Consider the following 14,617-nt stretch of genomic DNA (forward strand, 5'->3'; position numbering starts at 1 on the left):
CCCTCAGTGCTCTTCATCGATCTCGTCATGCAACAGAGCGATAATCTGGCGTTTGATGGCGATGAAGTCGGGATCGAGCATCATGTCGAGTGAGCGGGGGCGCGCGATGGGGATGGGCACTGTCGCCTTCATCCGGCCGGGTCGCGCCGTCATCACATGCACACGGTCACCCAGGATGATCGCCTCGTCGATGTCATGGGTCACGAACAGCACGGTCTTGTGGCTGTGTTCCCACACCCGCAGCAGCAGCTTCTGCATGGTCGATCGGGTCTGGCTGTCGAGCGCGCCGAATGGTTCGTCCATCAGCAGCACCTTGGGGTCATTGGCCAGGGCGCGGGCAATGGCCACGCGCTGCTTCATGCCGCCAGAAAGCTGCTTGGGATAATGCGCGGCGAATTGATCCAGCCCGACCTCGTGAAGGTAATGGGCTACGATCTCCTTCCGCTGCGCCGACGGCAGGCGACGGCGCTTCAACCCGAATTCGACATTCTCGGCGACGGTCAGCCAGGGGAACAGCGTATAGGCCTGGAAGACCATGCCGCGATCGCGGCCGGGGCCGTTCACCTCGGTGCCGCCGACCACAATCTCCCCGCCCGTGGCATCCAGCAGACCCGCCGCGAGATACAGCAGGCTCGATTTGCCGCAGCCGGATGGCCCCACGATGACAGCGAATTCCTTGTCCGCGACATCGAAGGACACCCGGTCGAGTGCCAGAACTGACTGTTTGCCGCTGGCATAACGCAGTTCGACCGCGCGTGCGTCCAACAGTGGCGTCATCACCGCGCTCATGCCGCCCATCCCGCAAATTTCGCGCGCAGCAATCGAAAGAAGGTGTCGGTGATGAGGCCGAGCAAGCCGATGATGCCGATCGCGAGGAAGATTTTATCGACCTGGAAGCCGCGCATCGCCTGCATGCTCATGAAGCCCAATCCGCTGCTGGCAGCGACGAGTTCGGCGACCACGAGATAGGTCCAGGCCCAGCCCATGGTGATGCGCAGCGTATCGATGATGCCCGGGCGCGCCGCCGGCAACAGCACATGGGTCAGCACATCGCGCCGCGACGATCCGAGGGTATAGGAGGCGTTGAGCATATCCTCCGGCACTGCGGCAACGACATCCATGATCATCACGAGCTGCTGGAAGAAGGTGCCGAAGATGATGATGGCGACGCGCTGGCTGAGACCAAGGCCGATCCACAGGATGAAAAGCGGCACGAAGGCCGTGACCGGCAGGTAGCGGATGAAATTGACCATCGGCTCAAGCGCCGACTGCACGATCTTGTACGTGCCCATCAGCAGCCCGAGCGGTACGGCAACCACCGAGGAGATGATGAAGCCGAGCAGGATCACCTGCACGCTGGACCAGATATTGGGCCAGATCGTGCCATCCCCGAACATTTCTATGGCGCGTTGGATGACGGCCGTGGGCGAAGGCAGGAAGATGTCCGGCATGATGCCGCCATAGGTCAGGGCGGACCAGACGAGCAGGATCACGGCCCAGACCGATAGGCCGGCAATCACACTGGCCCGCGCCGAGATCGGCGCGCGCGGTGTCATCGCGCGGTCGATGAAGCTCCGCTGCCGACCCGGCTTGGACACAGGAGCGGGGGGCGCCGGGTGGCTATGTGCCGCCTCGATATGGGCCGGACCGGAGCTTCCGTCGGCCGGCAGCATGGTTTTCGCACTTCTCATGGATGACTTTAACGCAAGAACCATTCCAGGCCCAAGATCGGCCGGATCGAAGGTCTATGTTAGGCTCCGCCCATGAGCCGAACCGTCGAAACCCTCGCGCGTCTGGTCGCCTTCCCGACCATCACGCGGGGGCCCAACCGCGATCTGATGGCGTGGCTCGCGGACCGGCTGACCGTGATCGGCGCCATCGTGCGGGTGATGCCGGGCACGGATGACGACCGCGTCAACCTCTTCGCGACCATCGGGCCGATGGGCGCCGATGGCGTCGTGCTCTCCGCCCATGTCGATGTGGTGCCGGTCGCCGGCCAAACCTGGTCCGGCGATCCCTTCATCCTGCGCGAGCAGGATGGCCGCTTGCATGGGCGTGGGTCGGTGGACATGAAGGGCTTCCTCGCCGGTATGGTGACGGCAGCCCAATTGGCGAGCCGCATGCCGCTGCGGCGCCCTCTGCATCTCGCCATCTCGCATGACGAGGAGATCGGCTGTGTCGGTGTGCGGCCAATGCTGCGGCTCTTGGCTGAGGAGGGTTTCACCGCTGCTGCCTGCGTCGTAGGCGAACCGACCGGGCTGCGCATCGCGACCGGGCACAAGGGCAAGGTTGCTGCGCTGATGCGATGCCGGGGCCTGGCCGCGCATTCGGCCAATCCGGGGCGCGGCATCAATGCCATCGGCCTTGCGGCGGCGATGGTGGCCGAGGTCGAGGCGATCGGGCTGTGGTTGTCGGAGGGCGGCATCCGCGACGCGGCGTATGAGGTGCCGCATGGCACCGCGCAGGTTGGGACCATCAATGGCGGCACGGCGCTGAATATTGTGCCCGCCGATTGCGCCTTCGCCTTCGAACTGAGGTTGCCGGCTGGGGAAGACGCGGGCGTGCTGCTCGACCGTCTCCGCGCCGCTGCCGCGCGGATTGTGGCTGTCCGGGGCGGGACGATCGAGATCGATGTGACCAACGCCTATCCGGGTCTGGCCGAGCCCGAGGACTCCGTCGCGGTCAGCCTCGCCGCCGCTGCCGGCGCCTCCACCGCCTTCACCAAGCTCGACTTCGGAACCGAGGGCGGCTTGTTCCGGGAGGTTTTAGGCATTCCCACGGTGATCTGTGGTCCCGGATCGATCGACCGCGCGCATAAGCCGGACGAGTACATCACGCGAGACGAGTTGGCGGCGGGGGATGCCTTCCTCCGGGCACTGGTAGAGGGGCTGACAAGGTAGGCACTCCGCGCTTCTCATTGGCTGCGCGAATCCTTATGCTTTCTCTATGGATGATCCTCTGAATCCTCTTTCCGCTCGGACGGAATGGACCGAGGCCACGGAACGCGCTGAGGTTCAGCGTATTGACGTTGCCAGTGTCAGGCGCAAAATCGCGGAGGCTGATACCGATCCTCGACCCTCTCTGACACAGGAGGAGGTCAACAGGCATTTTGAGCGGCGGCGTTCTCATGCGCTCAAGGAGCCGTGAAGCGGCTTAGGCTCACCTATCGCCCGGCTGCTTTAGCGGACCTCGATTCCATTTTTGATTTCATCGAAGCGGACAACCCGACGCGAGCCGCCAGTTTTGTGGACGAGATCCTATCTCGATGCGGCGCTCTGGGCGTTTACCCAGAGCTTGGACCTGTCCGCCATGACCTCGGTGTGGGCATTCGGATCTATCCAATGTTCGGTCGTATCGTCGTTGCATATCGCGTCGACGAAGATGCGGTACAGGTTATACGCGTGTTCTCCAGTGGCCAGGACTATGCGACCATTCTGACCGACGGAGACACACCACTGTGACGTCGGTGGCTCAGGCAAACCCCTCCAGCACGATCTTGCCGCGCGCCTTGCCGCTTTCGAGCATCGTATGCGCCCGCTTCAGGTTCGCGGCGTTGATGGTCCCGTAGTTCTCGCCCAGCGTCGTGCGGATGCTGCCCGCGTCGATGAGACGCGCCACCTCGTTCAGCAGCGCGCCTTGCTCCGCCATATCGGCCGTCTGGAAGATCGACCGCGTATACATCAGCTCCCAATGCGTCGAGACGCTTTTGCGCTTGAACAGATTGACGTCGAGGGTCGAAGGATCGTCGATCAGCCCGAACCGCCCCTGCGGTGCGATCAGCGCCTCGATCTCTTTCAGATGCGCATCCGTATTGGTGGTCGAAAACACGAATCCGATCGGGCCCAGGCCAAGGGCCGCAACCTCCGCCCCCAGCGGCTTGCTGTGGTTCACCACGTGATGGGCGCCGAGATCGCGCACCCAGCTTTCCGTCTCGGGCCGGGACGCCGTGCCGATCACGGTCATATCCGTCAGGTGGCAGGCAAGCTGGATGGCGATGGACGCGACACCGCCGGCGCCGCCGATGATCAGGATCGCGGGCGGGAAGCCCGGCACCGGCTTGCGCACGTCGAGGCGATCGAACAGTGCCTCCCACGCCGTGATGGCGGTCAGCGGCATGGCCGCCGCCTCGGCCCAAGTCAGGGATTTTGGCTTGTGACCGACGATACGCTCATCGATCAGATGAAACTGGGCATTGGTGCCAGACCGCGCGATGTCACCGGCGTAAAAGACCTCGTCGCCGGGCTTGAACAGCGTTGCGTCGGGCCCCGTCGCTACCACCACGCCGGCGGCGTCCCAGCCGAGCACCTTCCAGCCGCCGGCCTCGGGCGCCGCGCGCTTGCGGACCTTGGTATCGACTGGATTGACCGAAATGGCCTTGATCTCGACGAGCAGGTCGTACCCCGTGGCCTGTGGCGTGGGCAGGTCGATATCGACAAGCGAGGCGGGATCTTCGATCGGAAGCGAGGCCTGATAACCGACGGCGCGCATGGAACTCTCCTTCAAGGTGCCTTCGGCAAGACATAGGTGCGGATCGCATCCGCCCAACCGGATTCGTCATTCGTGCCCGTCACGACCATTGCGGCGGCCTTCACGGAGTCAGCCGCGTTGCCCATGGCGACGGACAGCCCCGCCACCTTGAGCATCGGCACATCGACATTCATGTCCCCCAGGCAGCACATCGCCTCCGGCGAGACGCCGATGATGCGGGCAAGCGCCAGGGCGGCATGGCCCTTGTTGGCATCGACATTGGTGACATCGACATAATAGGGAGAGGAGCGGTTGACCGAGGCGACCTCGCCCATCAGGCCCTGCAACTCCGCCTCGACCCGCGCCACGCGGTCGAACTCCTTGCTGGAGGACATGATCTTGTTGGTGCTGTCGAGATAGGGCTCGAAATCATCGACCACGGTGAAGGTATTGCGCGTCACCTCCGCCTCATGCGCGACATAAGGCCCATCGCCGCCCTTCACATACCAGCCGTCGCCGGCGAAGACCCAGACATCGAGGCCGGCTGCGGTCATATGCGCGACCGCTGTGCGAGCGGCGTCACCGGGGATCACGAGCTGGTCGAGGATCTGCTCATCCGCGCCCACCGTCTCCCCGCCATTGAAGCCGGCATGGGGCGTCTTCAGGCCCAGCGCTTCCAGATACATCTTCATGCCGCGCGGCGGCCGGCTGCTGACAAGGCACAGCACGATGCCCGCGTCGCGCAATTCCTGGGCTGCCTTGATGGTCTCGGGATGGAGGGTCTTGTCGTGGCGCACGAGCGTGCCGTCGATATCGCTGACGACGAGGCGGATCGGCGTGGTCCCGGTGTAACCGCTCATGGCGCATCTCCAATTTGCGGTGGAAGAGACGGCGTCGCGCAAGCCCGGTCAAGGCGGGCAGGAATGACAAGCGACAGTCTCGATTGCGGCGCGCTGCGCCTTCACCATCCAAGCGAGGTAGGGCGGAAAAGCGTAGCGCATTCCGCCGAGTGACAGCGGCGCCTAAAGCGGTCGCGGCGCCGCCAAGGAGTCTGCCTGCGGAAAGACCGCCGGATCGGGCGGAGCCAAGGCGACCCAGCCTTGTTCTCGAAAATATATGTGCAACTGGGCCACCACGAGGGTGCTCAAGCGCTTGTCCTGAGCCGTGAGCGTCACCTGTGAGCCGGCCAGAAGCCCTGCTGCACCGCCCGCCATTCCCAGTACCTGCCCCGTTCCAACCGCGCCGAACAGGCCGAGGCCTGGACCCGGCATCCGCCCCGTCGTGCTCCGGCTGTCGAAATGCGCGACCGGCACGGCCATCGGCCCGCGCAAGTCGATCACTTGCGTGGCGAGACCCAGCTCGACGCGACCCGCACCGAAACCCACCGTCAGTCGCAGCGCCTGGTTGCCTGCCCTGAAGGTCGTGACCTTGCAGCGGATCAGCAGAGTGCGGGCAGATCCAGCCACCACCAGGGTGTTCGGCGGCAAGGCGATGACCTGGATCTCCGGCTGCCGCAACCCGTCGATCATCCGGCGCTGCATCTCCGCATCGATCCGCGCCCGATCGGCATGATCCGGATCCTGGGCCAGAGCGGAGTCATCCAGGGCCAGAAGCAGCCGCGTCGGCGGCAAGGCAGGGGCAGGGGATGCCGTGGAAAGGATCGCCGAACTGGTGGTCCGCGCGCATCCGCCGAGCAGGAGCAGGGCGCCGCACAATCCGATGGCAGCCAGACGCCCGCTCACAGCGCGGCATCCACGCGCAGGCTGAGTGCCCGGGCCACGCCCCACACCACGTCGCTGTCCAATCGATCCAGGGGCGGACGCAGTCCGGGCGTCCCCAGGATCGCCAGGGCGGGATAACGCGCCCGGTCTTGCGCCGGCAGGCGATCTGCGATCGCGGCGATGCGCGCCATACACCGCTCGACGGCGTCCCGGCGCAGATCGTCCCGGGCGAATTGCGAGCGGGTGAGACCACCGAGATAGGTCTCGATTCGGCCGATGTCGCGGCGGATTCCTGCCCGAAGCCTTTGGCGCGCACGCTCAGCCGTCATGTCAATACCGTCCGAACCATCACAAGGACGCTCCTAAGCCGGCATCTTGATAAAGTCAAACGTTTGACTAATTTCTGTAAGCCGCTCCTGCTATGGGCCGGTCGCAACCGTCAGGGTAGGAAGCTCCATGCCCAACACCTCCCCCAAGCCGCCCCGCGCCACGCCGCAATCCCGTGGCGAGGAAGCGCGTCTTCGCATCCTGGAGGCGGCCATCGAGGAATTCGCGGCGCGCGGCTATCGCGGCGCGAGCACCCGGCAACTGGCGGAAAGCGCCGGGGTCAATCTCGGCGCGCTCACCTACTACTTCGGCGGCAAGCCCAATCTCTACACCGCAGCGCTGGAGCATGTGATCGCGCGTATCGACGATGTGACACGGCCAATGGCAGAGCGAGTTCTGGCCGCACTCGCCGACGACCGGGCCGCGCCGTCACAAGACCTGCGACCCCTGCTTCTGGCCTTCCTGGATCAGTGGCTGGATATCATGCTCGGGCGCTCGAACCTGCAATGGCGGCCGAGTTGGTCGCTGCTGCTCACGCGCGCCGAGGTCGAGCCGCCGGAAGCCGATCTCTGGCCCTATCGCACCACGTACGCCCTGGTACTCGACCCTTGCGCGGCCCTTGTCGCCCGCATCATCGCGCGCCCGGAGGTCGATGACGAATGCCGGATCCTGTCAATTGCGCTGCTGGGACAGGCATCAGCCTTCAAACGACAGCTCGACGGCCAGCTCCGCGCCCTCAATTGGACAGATATCGATGAGGACCGGCGGGATCAGCTCCGCGCCGTGCTGCACCGGAATGCCATCGCCGCCCTCGACAATGCGACGGGCGTTACTCGGGCAGTTCCGCTATAATGTCGATTTCCACCACCCATTCCGGCCGGGCGAGGGCCACAATCACCAGCCCTGTGAAGACCGGAAACACGCCCTTCAGCCAACGGCCGACCACCCGATACACCGTCTCCCGGTAGCGGATGTCGGTGAGGTACACCGTGACCTTGCAGATATGCTCGAGCTCGGCGCCACATTCGCTCAGAAGAAGGGCGATGTTCTGCATCACCTTCTCGGCCTGGCCGGCGGGATCGCCCACGGCCACATTTTCCCGCGTGTCGAGATCCTGCGGCACCTGCCCGCGCACATAGATCGTGCGTCCCGCAACGACAGCCTGGCACAAGTCGTTGTCGAGGTTCTGCTCGGGATAGGTGTCGCGCGTATTGAAAGGGCGAATGCGGCGGTGGATCAATCGGTCTACTCCGCTGCCGCTTTGGACGGCGCTTCGCCGCCCGCGACGCGATCCGACAGGCCGGCCGCGCGATGCACGAAGCGCAAGGGCTCGTCCCAATCGAAATTGCGATAGACGGCGGCGAGATGCGCGAAGGGTGGCGCCTGGGCAAAAAGCTGGAAGGTCAGCCGGTGGCCTGCATAGTCTGAATTGAGCAAGTCGCGGGCCAAAGCCAGCAGCTTGCGGCGGTCATCGGCCTGCCATTCGTCGTTGACCGAATAGTATTTCTCCAGCCACGGCCCGGTTTCGGGATCGCGGAAGGACGCGACATCCGGCGTCACGCAAATCTGCCCGCCGCAAAGTTCGCGGGCGAGGTGCATCATTTCATGAAGCTGGGAGCAGGCGAAAACCCGGCCGGTCATCAGCAGGGATTGGTTGGGCATCAGCAAGCCGCCGGGGCTGCGCTCGGCGGTGGCGATCGCCGCCGTCAGATGACATCCCCTGCGTCTTGCTCGGCTAAGGCCGAGCATGACGTGCCCTCTTTAAGTGCCGATGTGGCGCAGCGGCTTGCCGGCCATCAGGTTCGCCTCGATCCCTTCTAGGGTGATGCCCTTCGTCTCCGGCACGAAGAAGAAGGTGAAGAGGATGAAGACGACGTTCAGCGCGGCATAGATGCCGAAGGTGGGGCCATTGCCCAAGCCGTTCAGCATCGACAGGAAGGTGATGCCCACGATGAAGTTCGCCACCCAGTTGGTGAAGGTGGAGGCGGCGATGCCGAAGTCCCGGCCCTTGGTGGGCTGAACCTCCGAGCACAGGACCCAGATCAAGGGGCCGGCGGACATCGCGAAGCCGGTGATGAAGATCAGCAACATGGCGACCGCAAACAGCCGCATGGCGAGGTCATGGGTGCCGATATGAAGCAGAAAGCCGAGCACGCCCATGCCGATGGCCATGACGGTGAAGCCGGTCAGCAGAACCGGCCGGCGGCCGAGACGATCGACCAGGCCGATGGCGATGAAGGTGGCCAGCACATTCACGAGGCCGACGATCGCCGTGCCCCACAGCTGGGCGTGGCCCTGGAAGCCGGCGACTTCGAAGATGCGCGGTGCGTAATACATCACCACGTTCATGCCGGTGAATTGCTGCACGACCTGAAGAATGATGCCGAGAAAGACCGAGCGCCGAAAATTGGAGTTCTGCCGGAACAGCGACCAGCCGATCTGCGGCCGGCGCAACTGCTCTTCGATCTCGCCCACTTCCTTATCGACGGCGGCCTTATTGGCGCGCAGGGCGGTTAAAACCTCGCGCGCCTCGCGCTTCTGGCCGCGCATCATCAGCCAGCGCGGGCTGTTGGGCAGGCGGGTCACGCCGATCAGGAACAGGATGCCCGGAACGGCGACGATGCCGAGCATCCAGCGCCAGGCGCCAGAATAGGAGAAGAGCGTGTCGGACACGAAGGCCGCGAGGATGCCGATGGTGATCATGAGCTGATAGGTCGAAATCATCGACCCTCGTTTCTCGGGCGGCGCGATTTCGGAAATATACAGCGGCGCCGTGAAGGTCGCGATGCCGATCGCCACGCCCAGCACAACGCGCGCCACGATCAGCGACTGGATGTCCCAGGAGAAGGCGCAGAACAACGATCCGACCACGAAGAGGATGGCGCCGAGAATGAGGGACAGTTTGCGGCCGAGCCGGAAGGACAGCATGCCGGCGGCCAACGCGCCGACCGCCGCGCCGAACATCATGCTGCTGACGATCCATTCTTTGGCCTGGTCGGAGGCGTGGAAGGCCTTCCCGATGAGGTCGAGCGCGCCCGAGATCACCCCGATGTCGAGACCGAACATGAGGCCGGCCAGCGCCGCCATCCCGCCCGTGAAAAAGGTATATTGCTCGCGACCATGAATGGCGGCGGAGCTGTCCTGGACAATGGCACTCATGGCGGGATCCCTCACGCGCTGTTGCAGCCGCAATAAGCGCTCTGCACTATTCGTCCAGCAGCATCCCGCACACAGGACCCATGCCGCCGGGGCATCGTCACACCGGTCTGGCGCCTGGGGATGACGATGGTGTTGCGGTCTTGCCGAAGTCGACCCGCAGATGTGGCAGCGCATGCGGATAGTCGGCCTGCACGAAAGCGATCAGTTTTTCCCGCACCTCGCAGCGCAGATCCCAACACTGCGGCGCCGTTCGTGCGCTGACCAAGGCCCGTAACTCGATGACCGAATCGCGCGCGTCGCTGACCTGGAGGTTGATGACCTTGCCGTCGCAGAGCGGGCTTTGGGCGGCGATTTCGTTCAGTTTGTCGCGCACCGCCTGCACCGGCACGCTGTAATCAAGATAGAGATACACCGAGCCGATCAGGGCTCCGGATTCTCGCGTCCAGTTCTGGAAAGGTTTTTCCAGAAAATAGGCGATCGGCAGCACCATCCGCCGCCAATCCCACAGCCGGACCACGACATAGGTGCTGGTGATTTCCTCGATCCAGCCCCATTCGCCCTCCACGATCACCGCATCTTCCAGGCGAATGGGCTGGGTGATGGCGATCTGTACGCCGGCGATGAGGTTGGTCAGCAGCGGTCGCGCCGCGAGACCCACGACCAAGCTGGCGGCGCCGGCCGAAGCGAAGAGGCTCAACCCGTATTGGCGCACGTCATCGAAGGTCATCAGAGCGACGCCGATCGTGACCAAGCCGATCAGGATATCGGCGGCGCGCTTCAGGATGCGAACCTGCGTCAGGTGCTTGCGGGCGAGCAGATTGTCATCGACGTCGGTGCGGAAGCGATGCAGGTAGAGCGTCGCGCCGATTTCGGACGCGCGGATCGATGTCCAGCCGACCAGCAGGACAAAGCCCACCAACAGCATATGGGCGATCACGATCGTCGTGCTGGCCGAGAAACTGACCGAGGGCAGCGCCGCGCCGACCAGGAAGACGACATAGGCGAGGCGGCTGGGGCCGCGTGTGTTTTCGACGAACAGCTCGAAAAAGGTGCGGACCTTGCGCGGCGGCTGCAGCCGCTTGAACAGGACCAGGCTCAGCCGGTGCAGAACGAGGCCGACGGCACCGGCAGCGATGAGGATCAGCGTGCTCCAGACCGGCGCGGACACCCAGGCGGGCGCTAAGGCGAGGTGGTCGAAGGCATCGCGCAAGGTCTCGTGCGTCACGGCCTGCGGTTTCGCCGCAACTCGGCGGCACTGTCCGCGACCTGTGCCCAGGCCGACCGCGCCAAGTGTTTGCGGCTCATGCCTGGCGCTTGCTCGATCGGCGGATGCAGCATGATCGTCACCCGCAGGCCCCGGTGGCGCGCGATACGGTTGAAGTGGCTGGCGAGGTCCATGTCCCCGAACCAGGCAAACAGCGCCCGATCGGCGCGGCGGGCGGGCAGCCAGTCGATCTCGTCATAGACGATCGACACGGGCTGCAGGATATGGGGCAGCCCGGTCTCGGCGATGGCCAGGAAGGCCGAGCGGAAGGGCATGACGCGCGCGCCATCCGACGTCGTGCCTTCGGGGAACAGGATCAGGCTGTCGCCGGCCGCCAGCCGCGCGCGGATATCGGTATTCTCCCGCGCAGCCCCGGCAGCCTTCCGACTGACGAAGACCGTGCGGCCGAGCCGGGCGACGATGGAGATGACGGGCCATCGGCTGACCTCACCCTTGGCGATGAAGCAGGCCTTCAAGCAGGAGCCGAGGGCTGGAATGTCCAGCCAGGAGGAATGGTTGGAAATGAAGACGACGGGCAGGCCGCGCGCCAAGGGGGCGCCGATGATCCGCACGCGCAGGCCGAGCACGCGGCAGATGCCGGCCCAGTAGACGGCGGCGAACCACGCCTTCCCCCGCCCGGGCAGGACCAGAAAAACCGCCTGGACAGGCGCGCAGGCCAGGGTCCACAGCCCGGCAGCCAAGGCCCTTAGGGTAACGAGCACACCGTCATTGACGCGAGGCACCCAGGGCCAGGACCCGTCCGAAGAGAGCAGGCGCGCGCTGCGCTCTGACGGTTCGGGCGCGGCCACGATCTTAACGGCGAAAGACCTTCGCCTCGATTCGGTCCCAGATCGTCTCTTCGATCTTGATGCCGTCGAAGCGCGTGATTTCCTGCAATCCGGTTGGTGAGGTCACGTTGATCTCGGTCAGATAGTCGCCGATGACGTCGATGCCGACGAACAGCAGCCCATGGTCGCGCAGATAGGGGCCGATGCGGGCGCAGATCTCATGCTCGCGCGCCGTGATGGTGCTCTTTTCCGCCCGACCGCCGACATGCATGTTGGAGCGTGCATCGCCCGAGGCCGGCACGCGATTGACCGCGCCCATCGGCTCACCATCGACGAGGATGATGCGCTTGTCGCCGGCGCGCACGGCCGGCTCATAGCGCTGGATCATCAGCGGCTCGGTCGAGCGCGAAAAATGACTGTCGAGGAGGGAGCCGAAATTCTCGTCATCCTCCTTCAGGCGGAAAACGCCCACGCCGCCATTGCCGAAGAGCGGCTTGATGATGATGTCGTGGAACTCGGCGCGGAAGGTGCGGATGGCCTCGCGGTCCCAGGTGATCAGCGTCGGCGGCATCAGGTCGGGAAAATGGGCCACGAGCAGCTTCTCGGGCGCGTTGCGCACCTCGGCCGGGTCGTTCACCACCAGTGTCTTGGGGTGGATATGCTCCAGCATATGGGTGGCGCTGATATAGGCCATGTCGAAGGGCGGATCCTGGCGCATCAGGATCACGTCCATATCGCCGAGGTTGATCTCCGCCATCTCGCCGAAGGTGAAGTGGCGGCCAATCTCCCGCCGGACTTCTACCGCATGAGCCCTGGCCGTGAGCGTCTGGCCGCGCAGTGCCATGTGGCGGACTTCGTAATGCCACAGGCGATGGCCGCGCGCCTGCGCTTCCAACATCAGCGCGAAGGTCGAATCCGCATTGATGTTGACGGGTTCCATCGGGTCCATCTGGACGCCGACCTTCAAGGATCCAGACATAGGCATCGCCCTCAGCTAAGAGGGCGTACCATAGAAGGCGGCCCCGGGTCCGCCTAGTGGACCGGATTTAAAGCGGGCTGCTTAAACCGACCGCTTGCGGTAGCTGCGCGGCGCGCTGTCCGGCTTGAAGCGCGGCTTGGCGCGCGCATAGTCCGGCCGGTCCCCGCCTTCGGGCCGGGCCGAGCGGGCGCGGCTGAATTCGCGGGGCTTATGCGCCTCGGTCGGCGGGCCGTCTGCCTGCTCGATGCGGATCTCGTTCTCGCCGGCATCGCGGATGGCGGTCATGAAGGCCTCGGAAGCGGCTTCCGTGATTTGGAACCGCGTCTCGTTATCCGTGATGCGGATGGCGCCCACTTCGCGCTTGGTGACCGAGCCGAGGCGGCAGATCAGCGGCAGCAGCCACTTCGGGTCGGCCTTGTTCTTGCGGCCGACGCTGGTCTTGTACCAGACCATCGGCACGCCCTCGGCCTCATAGAAAGCCGGGCGCGGTTCGTTGCTGCGCTCGGGGCGGCCGGCGGAGTAATCGCGGGGGCCGCGATCGGGCGCCGGGGTGAAGGTCGATGCGGGCTCGTTGCCCGAGCGTGCGCCCAGGATTTCGACCGGGGCGGGCAGGGCCGTGCGGCGGAGGCGAACATAGGCCGCCGCCATCGCCTCTGCGCCATAACGCTCGGCGAGCTGATAGGCGAGAGCGCCATCCTCATCGGAGGGCGGAATGACGATGAAGGGGTCGTCCAGCATCCGGGCGCGGTCCTGGGCGCGGATATCGTCGGCCGAGGGCGCCGTGCTCCAGGTCGCGGTGATGCCGGCCGAAGACAGCAACTGCTCGGCCCGGCGGCGGCGCGTATGCGGCACCATCAACACGCAGATACCCTTGCGGCCCGCGCGACCGGTGCGGCCGGAGCGATGCAGCAGGGTTTCCTTGTTGGTCGGCAGATCGGCATGGATGACGAGGCCGAGTTCCGGCAGATCGAGGCCGCGTGCCGCGACATCGGTCGCGACGCAGACCCGTGCCCGACCGTCCCGCACCGCCTGCAGGGCGTTGTTACGCTCCTGCTGGGACAATTCGCCGGACAGGGCGACTGCGGTGAAGCCACGCCCGATCAGGGCGTCGGCCATGGCGCGCACGCCGTCACGCCGGCCGCAGAAGATGATGGCGGGGGAATCGATCAGCCGCAGCGTATTGACCGTCGCGGCCTCGACCTGATTGGGGTCGATCTTCATGCCGCGATATTCGATGTCCTGATGCGGCGCATTGCGATCGACGGTGTCGATGCGCAGCGCGTTCTTCTGGAAGCGCCGGGCGAGCATGGCGATGTCGCGCGGGATGGTGGCCGAGAACAGCATGGTCCGCCGCTCTTCCGGCGCCTGGCCGAGGATGAACTCAAGCTCCTCGCGGAAGCCGAGGTCGAGCATTTCGTCGGCCTCATCCAGCACCAGGACCCGCAGGGCCGAGGGGTCGAGCTGGCGGCGCTCCAGATGGTCCTTCAAGCGGCCGGGGGTGCCGACCACGATATGGGCGCCGCGCGACAGGGCGCGGGCTTCGCTGCGAGCGTCCATGCCACCGACGCACACGACGACGCGCCCACCGGCGGCGGCATAGAGCCAGGTCAGTTCGGTATGAACCTGCTGGGCCAGTTCGCGCGTGGGGGCAATGATCAGCGCCAGCGGCGGGCCTGCCTGGGGCAGGCGCTCGGCACCGGCGAACAAGGTATCGGCGAAAGCGAGGCCGTAGCCCACGGTCTTGCCGGAGCCGGTTTGGGCGGACACCAGGAGATCCCGGCCTGCCTCGGCCTGAAGGATTTCAGCTTGAACGGCGGTGGGTTCCGCATAGCCACGCTCGTCGAGAGCGCGCGTCAAAGCGGGGTTCAGGGTCGGGAAGGGCATAAGAAGCAGGAATCCAGCCGGATGTGAG

The 14,617-nt window shown here is 65.1% G+C and carries 16 protein-coding genes; 3 read left to right on the plus strand and 13 right to left on the minus strand.

Features of this window, described 5'->3' with window-relative positions; all coding sequences use genetic code 11:
• Positions 1 to 3: 3 nt before the first annotated feature.
• Positions 4 to 789 (minus strand): ABC transporter ATP-binding protein, encoded by a 786-nt coding sequence (locus QP803_RS02800; protein WP_284946156.1) that lies wholly within the window; start codon positions 787 to 789, stop codon positions 4 to 6.
• On the minus strand, positions 786 to 1,691 hold the full coding sequence (locus QP803_RS02805) for an ABC transporter permease (RefSeq protein WP_284946157.1): 906 nt from the start codon (positions 1,689 to 1,691) through the stop codon (positions 786 to 788). Before QP803_RS02805 ends, QP803_RS02800 begins: the two co-directional genes overlap by 4 nt.
• A gap of 72 nt (positions 1,692 to 1,763) precedes the next feature.
• On the opposite strand from QP803_RS02805, the gene argE reads away from it, so the two are divergent.
• A complete protein-coding gene (gene argE / locus QP803_RS02810) occupies positions 1,764 to 2,900 on the plus strand; it encodes an acetylornithine deacetylase (RefSeq protein WP_284946158.1) in 1,137 nt (378 codons plus the stop codon).
• A 243-nt stretch (positions 2,901 to 3,143) separates the two neighbouring features.
• On the plus strand, positions 3,144 to 3,461 hold the full coding sequence (locus tag QP803_RS02815; protein ID WP_284946159.1) for a type II toxin-antitoxin system RelE/ParE family toxin: 318 nt from the start codon (positions 3,144 to 3,146) through the stop codon (positions 3,459 to 3,461).
• 10 nt (positions 3,462 to 3,471) lie between these two features.
• On the opposite strand, the gene QP803_RS02820 is transcribed toward QP803_RS02815, so the two are convergent.
• The 4 genes from QP803_RS02820 to QP803_RS02835 form a co-directional block, all read right to left on the minus strand.
• Positions 3,472 to 4,488: a zinc-binding alcohol dehydrogenase family protein gene (locus QP803_RS02820; RefSeq protein ID WP_284946160.1), complete on the minus strand. Its 1,017-nt coding sequence runs from the start codon at positions 4,486 to 4,488 to the stop codon at positions 3,472 to 3,474.
• 11 nt (positions 4,489 to 4,499) lie between these two features.
• A complete protein-coding gene (locus QP803_RS02825; protein WP_284946161.1) occupies positions 4,500 to 5,327 on the minus strand; it encodes a Cof-type HAD-IIB family hydrolase in 828 nt (275 codons plus the stop codon).
• 162 nt (positions 5,328 to 5,489) lie between these two features.
• The gene (locus tag QP803_RS02830; RefSeq protein WP_284946162.1) at positions 5,490 to 6,209 is read right to left on the minus strand and encodes a DUF4410 domain-containing protein; all 720 of its coding nucleotides are present in this window, start codon (positions 6,207 to 6,209) and stop codon (positions 5,490 to 5,492) included.
• Positions 6,206 to 6,517 (minus strand): HepT-like ribonuclease domain-containing protein, encoded by a 312-nt coding sequence (locus tag QP803_RS02835; RefSeq protein WP_284946163.1) that lies wholly within the window; start codon positions 6,515 to 6,517, stop codon positions 6,206 to 6,208. Before QP803_RS02835 ends, QP803_RS02830 begins: the two co-directional genes overlap by 4 nt.
• Positions 6,518 to 6,644: 127 nt before the next feature.
• Here QP803_RS02835 and QP803_RS02840 point away from each other — a divergent pair, with 127 nt between their 5' ends.
• Positions 6,645 to 7,367 (plus strand): CerR family C-terminal domain-containing protein, encoded by a 723-nt coding sequence (locus tag QP803_RS02840; RefSeq protein ID WP_284946164.1) that lies wholly within the window; start codon positions 6,645 to 6,647, stop codon positions 7,365 to 7,367.
• On the opposite strand, the gene QP803_RS02845 is transcribed toward QP803_RS02840, so the two are convergent.
• The 7 genes from QP803_RS02845 to QP803_RS02875 all read right to left on the minus strand — a co-directional run bounded on the left by QP803_RS02845 (position 7,345) and on the right by QP803_RS02875 (position 14,589).
• On the minus strand, positions 7,345 to 7,755 hold the full coding sequence (locus QP803_RS02845; RefSeq protein ID WP_284946165.1) for a RidA family protein: 411 nt from the start codon (positions 7,753 to 7,755) through the stop codon (positions 7,345 to 7,347). The genes QP803_RS02840 and QP803_RS02845 overlap by 23 nt on opposite strands.
• Positions 7,756 to 7,760: 5 nt before the next feature.
• A complete protein-coding gene (locus QP803_RS02850) occupies positions 7,761 to 8,264 on the minus strand; it encodes a 4-hydroxyphenylacetate 3-hydroxylase C-terminal domain-containing protein (RefSeq protein WP_284946166.1) in 504 nt (167 codons plus the stop codon).
• Between the two features lie 12 nt (positions 8,265 to 8,276).
• Positions 8,277 to 9,674, minus strand: coding sequence for a sugar porter family MFS transporter (locus tag QP803_RS02855; RefSeq protein WP_284946167.1), 1,398 nt, complete (start codon positions 9,672 to 9,674; stop codon positions 8,277 to 8,279).
• Between the two features lie 97 nt (positions 9,675 to 9,771).
• Positions 9,772 to 10,899 carry a mechanosensitive ion channel family protein gene (locus tag QP803_RS02860; RefSeq protein ID WP_284946168.1) on the minus strand — a complete coding sequence of 376 codons (1,128 nt, stop codon included), beginning with the start codon at positions 10,897 to 10,899 and terminating at the stop codon, positions 9,772 to 9,774.
• A complete protein-coding gene (locus QP803_RS02865) occupies positions 10,896 to 11,747 on the minus strand; it encodes a lysophospholipid acyltransferase family protein (protein ID WP_284946169.1) in 852 nt (283 codons plus the stop codon). The genes QP803_RS02860 and QP803_RS02865 overlap by 4 nt, the downstream gene beginning before the upstream one ends.
• A gap of 4 nt (positions 11,748 to 11,751) precedes the next feature.
• Positions 11,752 to 12,705: a glutathione synthase gene (gene gshB, locus QP803_RS02870; RefSeq protein ID WP_284946170.1), complete on the minus strand. Its 954-nt coding sequence runs from the start codon at positions 12,703 to 12,705 to the stop codon at positions 11,752 to 11,754.
• Between the two features lie 81 nt (positions 12,706 to 12,786).
• Entirely contained in the window at positions 12,787 to 14,589 is a 1,803-nt protein-coding gene (locus QP803_RS02875) for a DEAD/DEAH box helicase (protein WP_284946171.1), read from the minus strand.
• Positions 14,590 to 14,617 lie beyond the last annotated feature (28 nt).

The organism is Acidisoma sp. PAMC 29798 (assembly GCF_030252425.1).
Taxonomy (GTDB): Bacteria; Pseudomonadota; Alphaproteobacteria; order Acetobacterales; family Acetobacteraceae; genus Acidisoma; species Acidisoma cladoniae.

Excerpts from the sequence above, each read along its gene's own strand:
- QP803_RS02800 (WP_284946156.1), bottom strand. The coding sequence starts at position 789 with ATGAGCGCGGTGATGACGCCACTGTTGGACGCACGCGCGGTCGAACTG.
- QP803_RS02805 (WP_284946157.1), bottom strand. The coding sequence starts at position 1,691 with ATGAGAAGTGCGAAAACCATGCTGCCGGCCGACGGAAGCTCCGGTCCG.
- argE (WP_284946158.1), top strand. The coding sequence starts at position 1,764 with ATGAGCCGAACCGTCGAAACCCTCGCGCGTCTGGTCGCCTTCCCGACC.
- QP803_RS02820 (WP_284946160.1), bottom strand. The coding sequence starts at position 4,488 with ATGCGCGCCGTCGGTTATCAGGCCTCGCTTCCGATCGAAGATCCCGCC.
- QP803_RS02825 (WP_284946161.1), bottom strand. The coding sequence starts at position 5,327 with ATGAGCGGTTACACCGGGACCACGCCGATCCGCCTCGTCGTCAGCGAT.
- QP803_RS02835 (WP_284946163.1), bottom strand. The coding sequence starts at position 6,517 with ATGACGGCTGAGCGTGCGCGCCAAAGGCTTCGGGCAGGAATCCGCCGC.
- QP803_RS02840 (WP_284946164.1), top strand. The coding sequence starts at position 6,645 with ATGCCCAACACCTCCCCCAAGCCGCCCCGCGCCACGCCGCAATCCCGT.
- QP803_RS02850 (WP_284946166.1), bottom strand. The coding sequence starts at position 8,264 with ATGCTCGGCCTTAGCCGAGCAAGACGCAGGGGATGTCATCTGACGGCG.
- QP803_RS02855 (WP_284946167.1), bottom strand. The coding sequence starts at position 9,674 with ATGAGTGCCATTGTCCAGGACAGCTCCGCCGCCATTCATGGTCGCGAG.
- gshB (WP_284946170.1), bottom strand. The coding sequence starts at position 12,705 with ATGTCTGGATCCTTGAAGGTCGGCGTCCAGATGGACCCGATGGAACCC.
- QP803_RS02875 (WP_284946171.1), bottom strand. The coding sequence starts at position 14,589 with ATGCCCTTCCCGACCCTGAACCCCGCTTTGACGCGCGCTCTCGACGAG.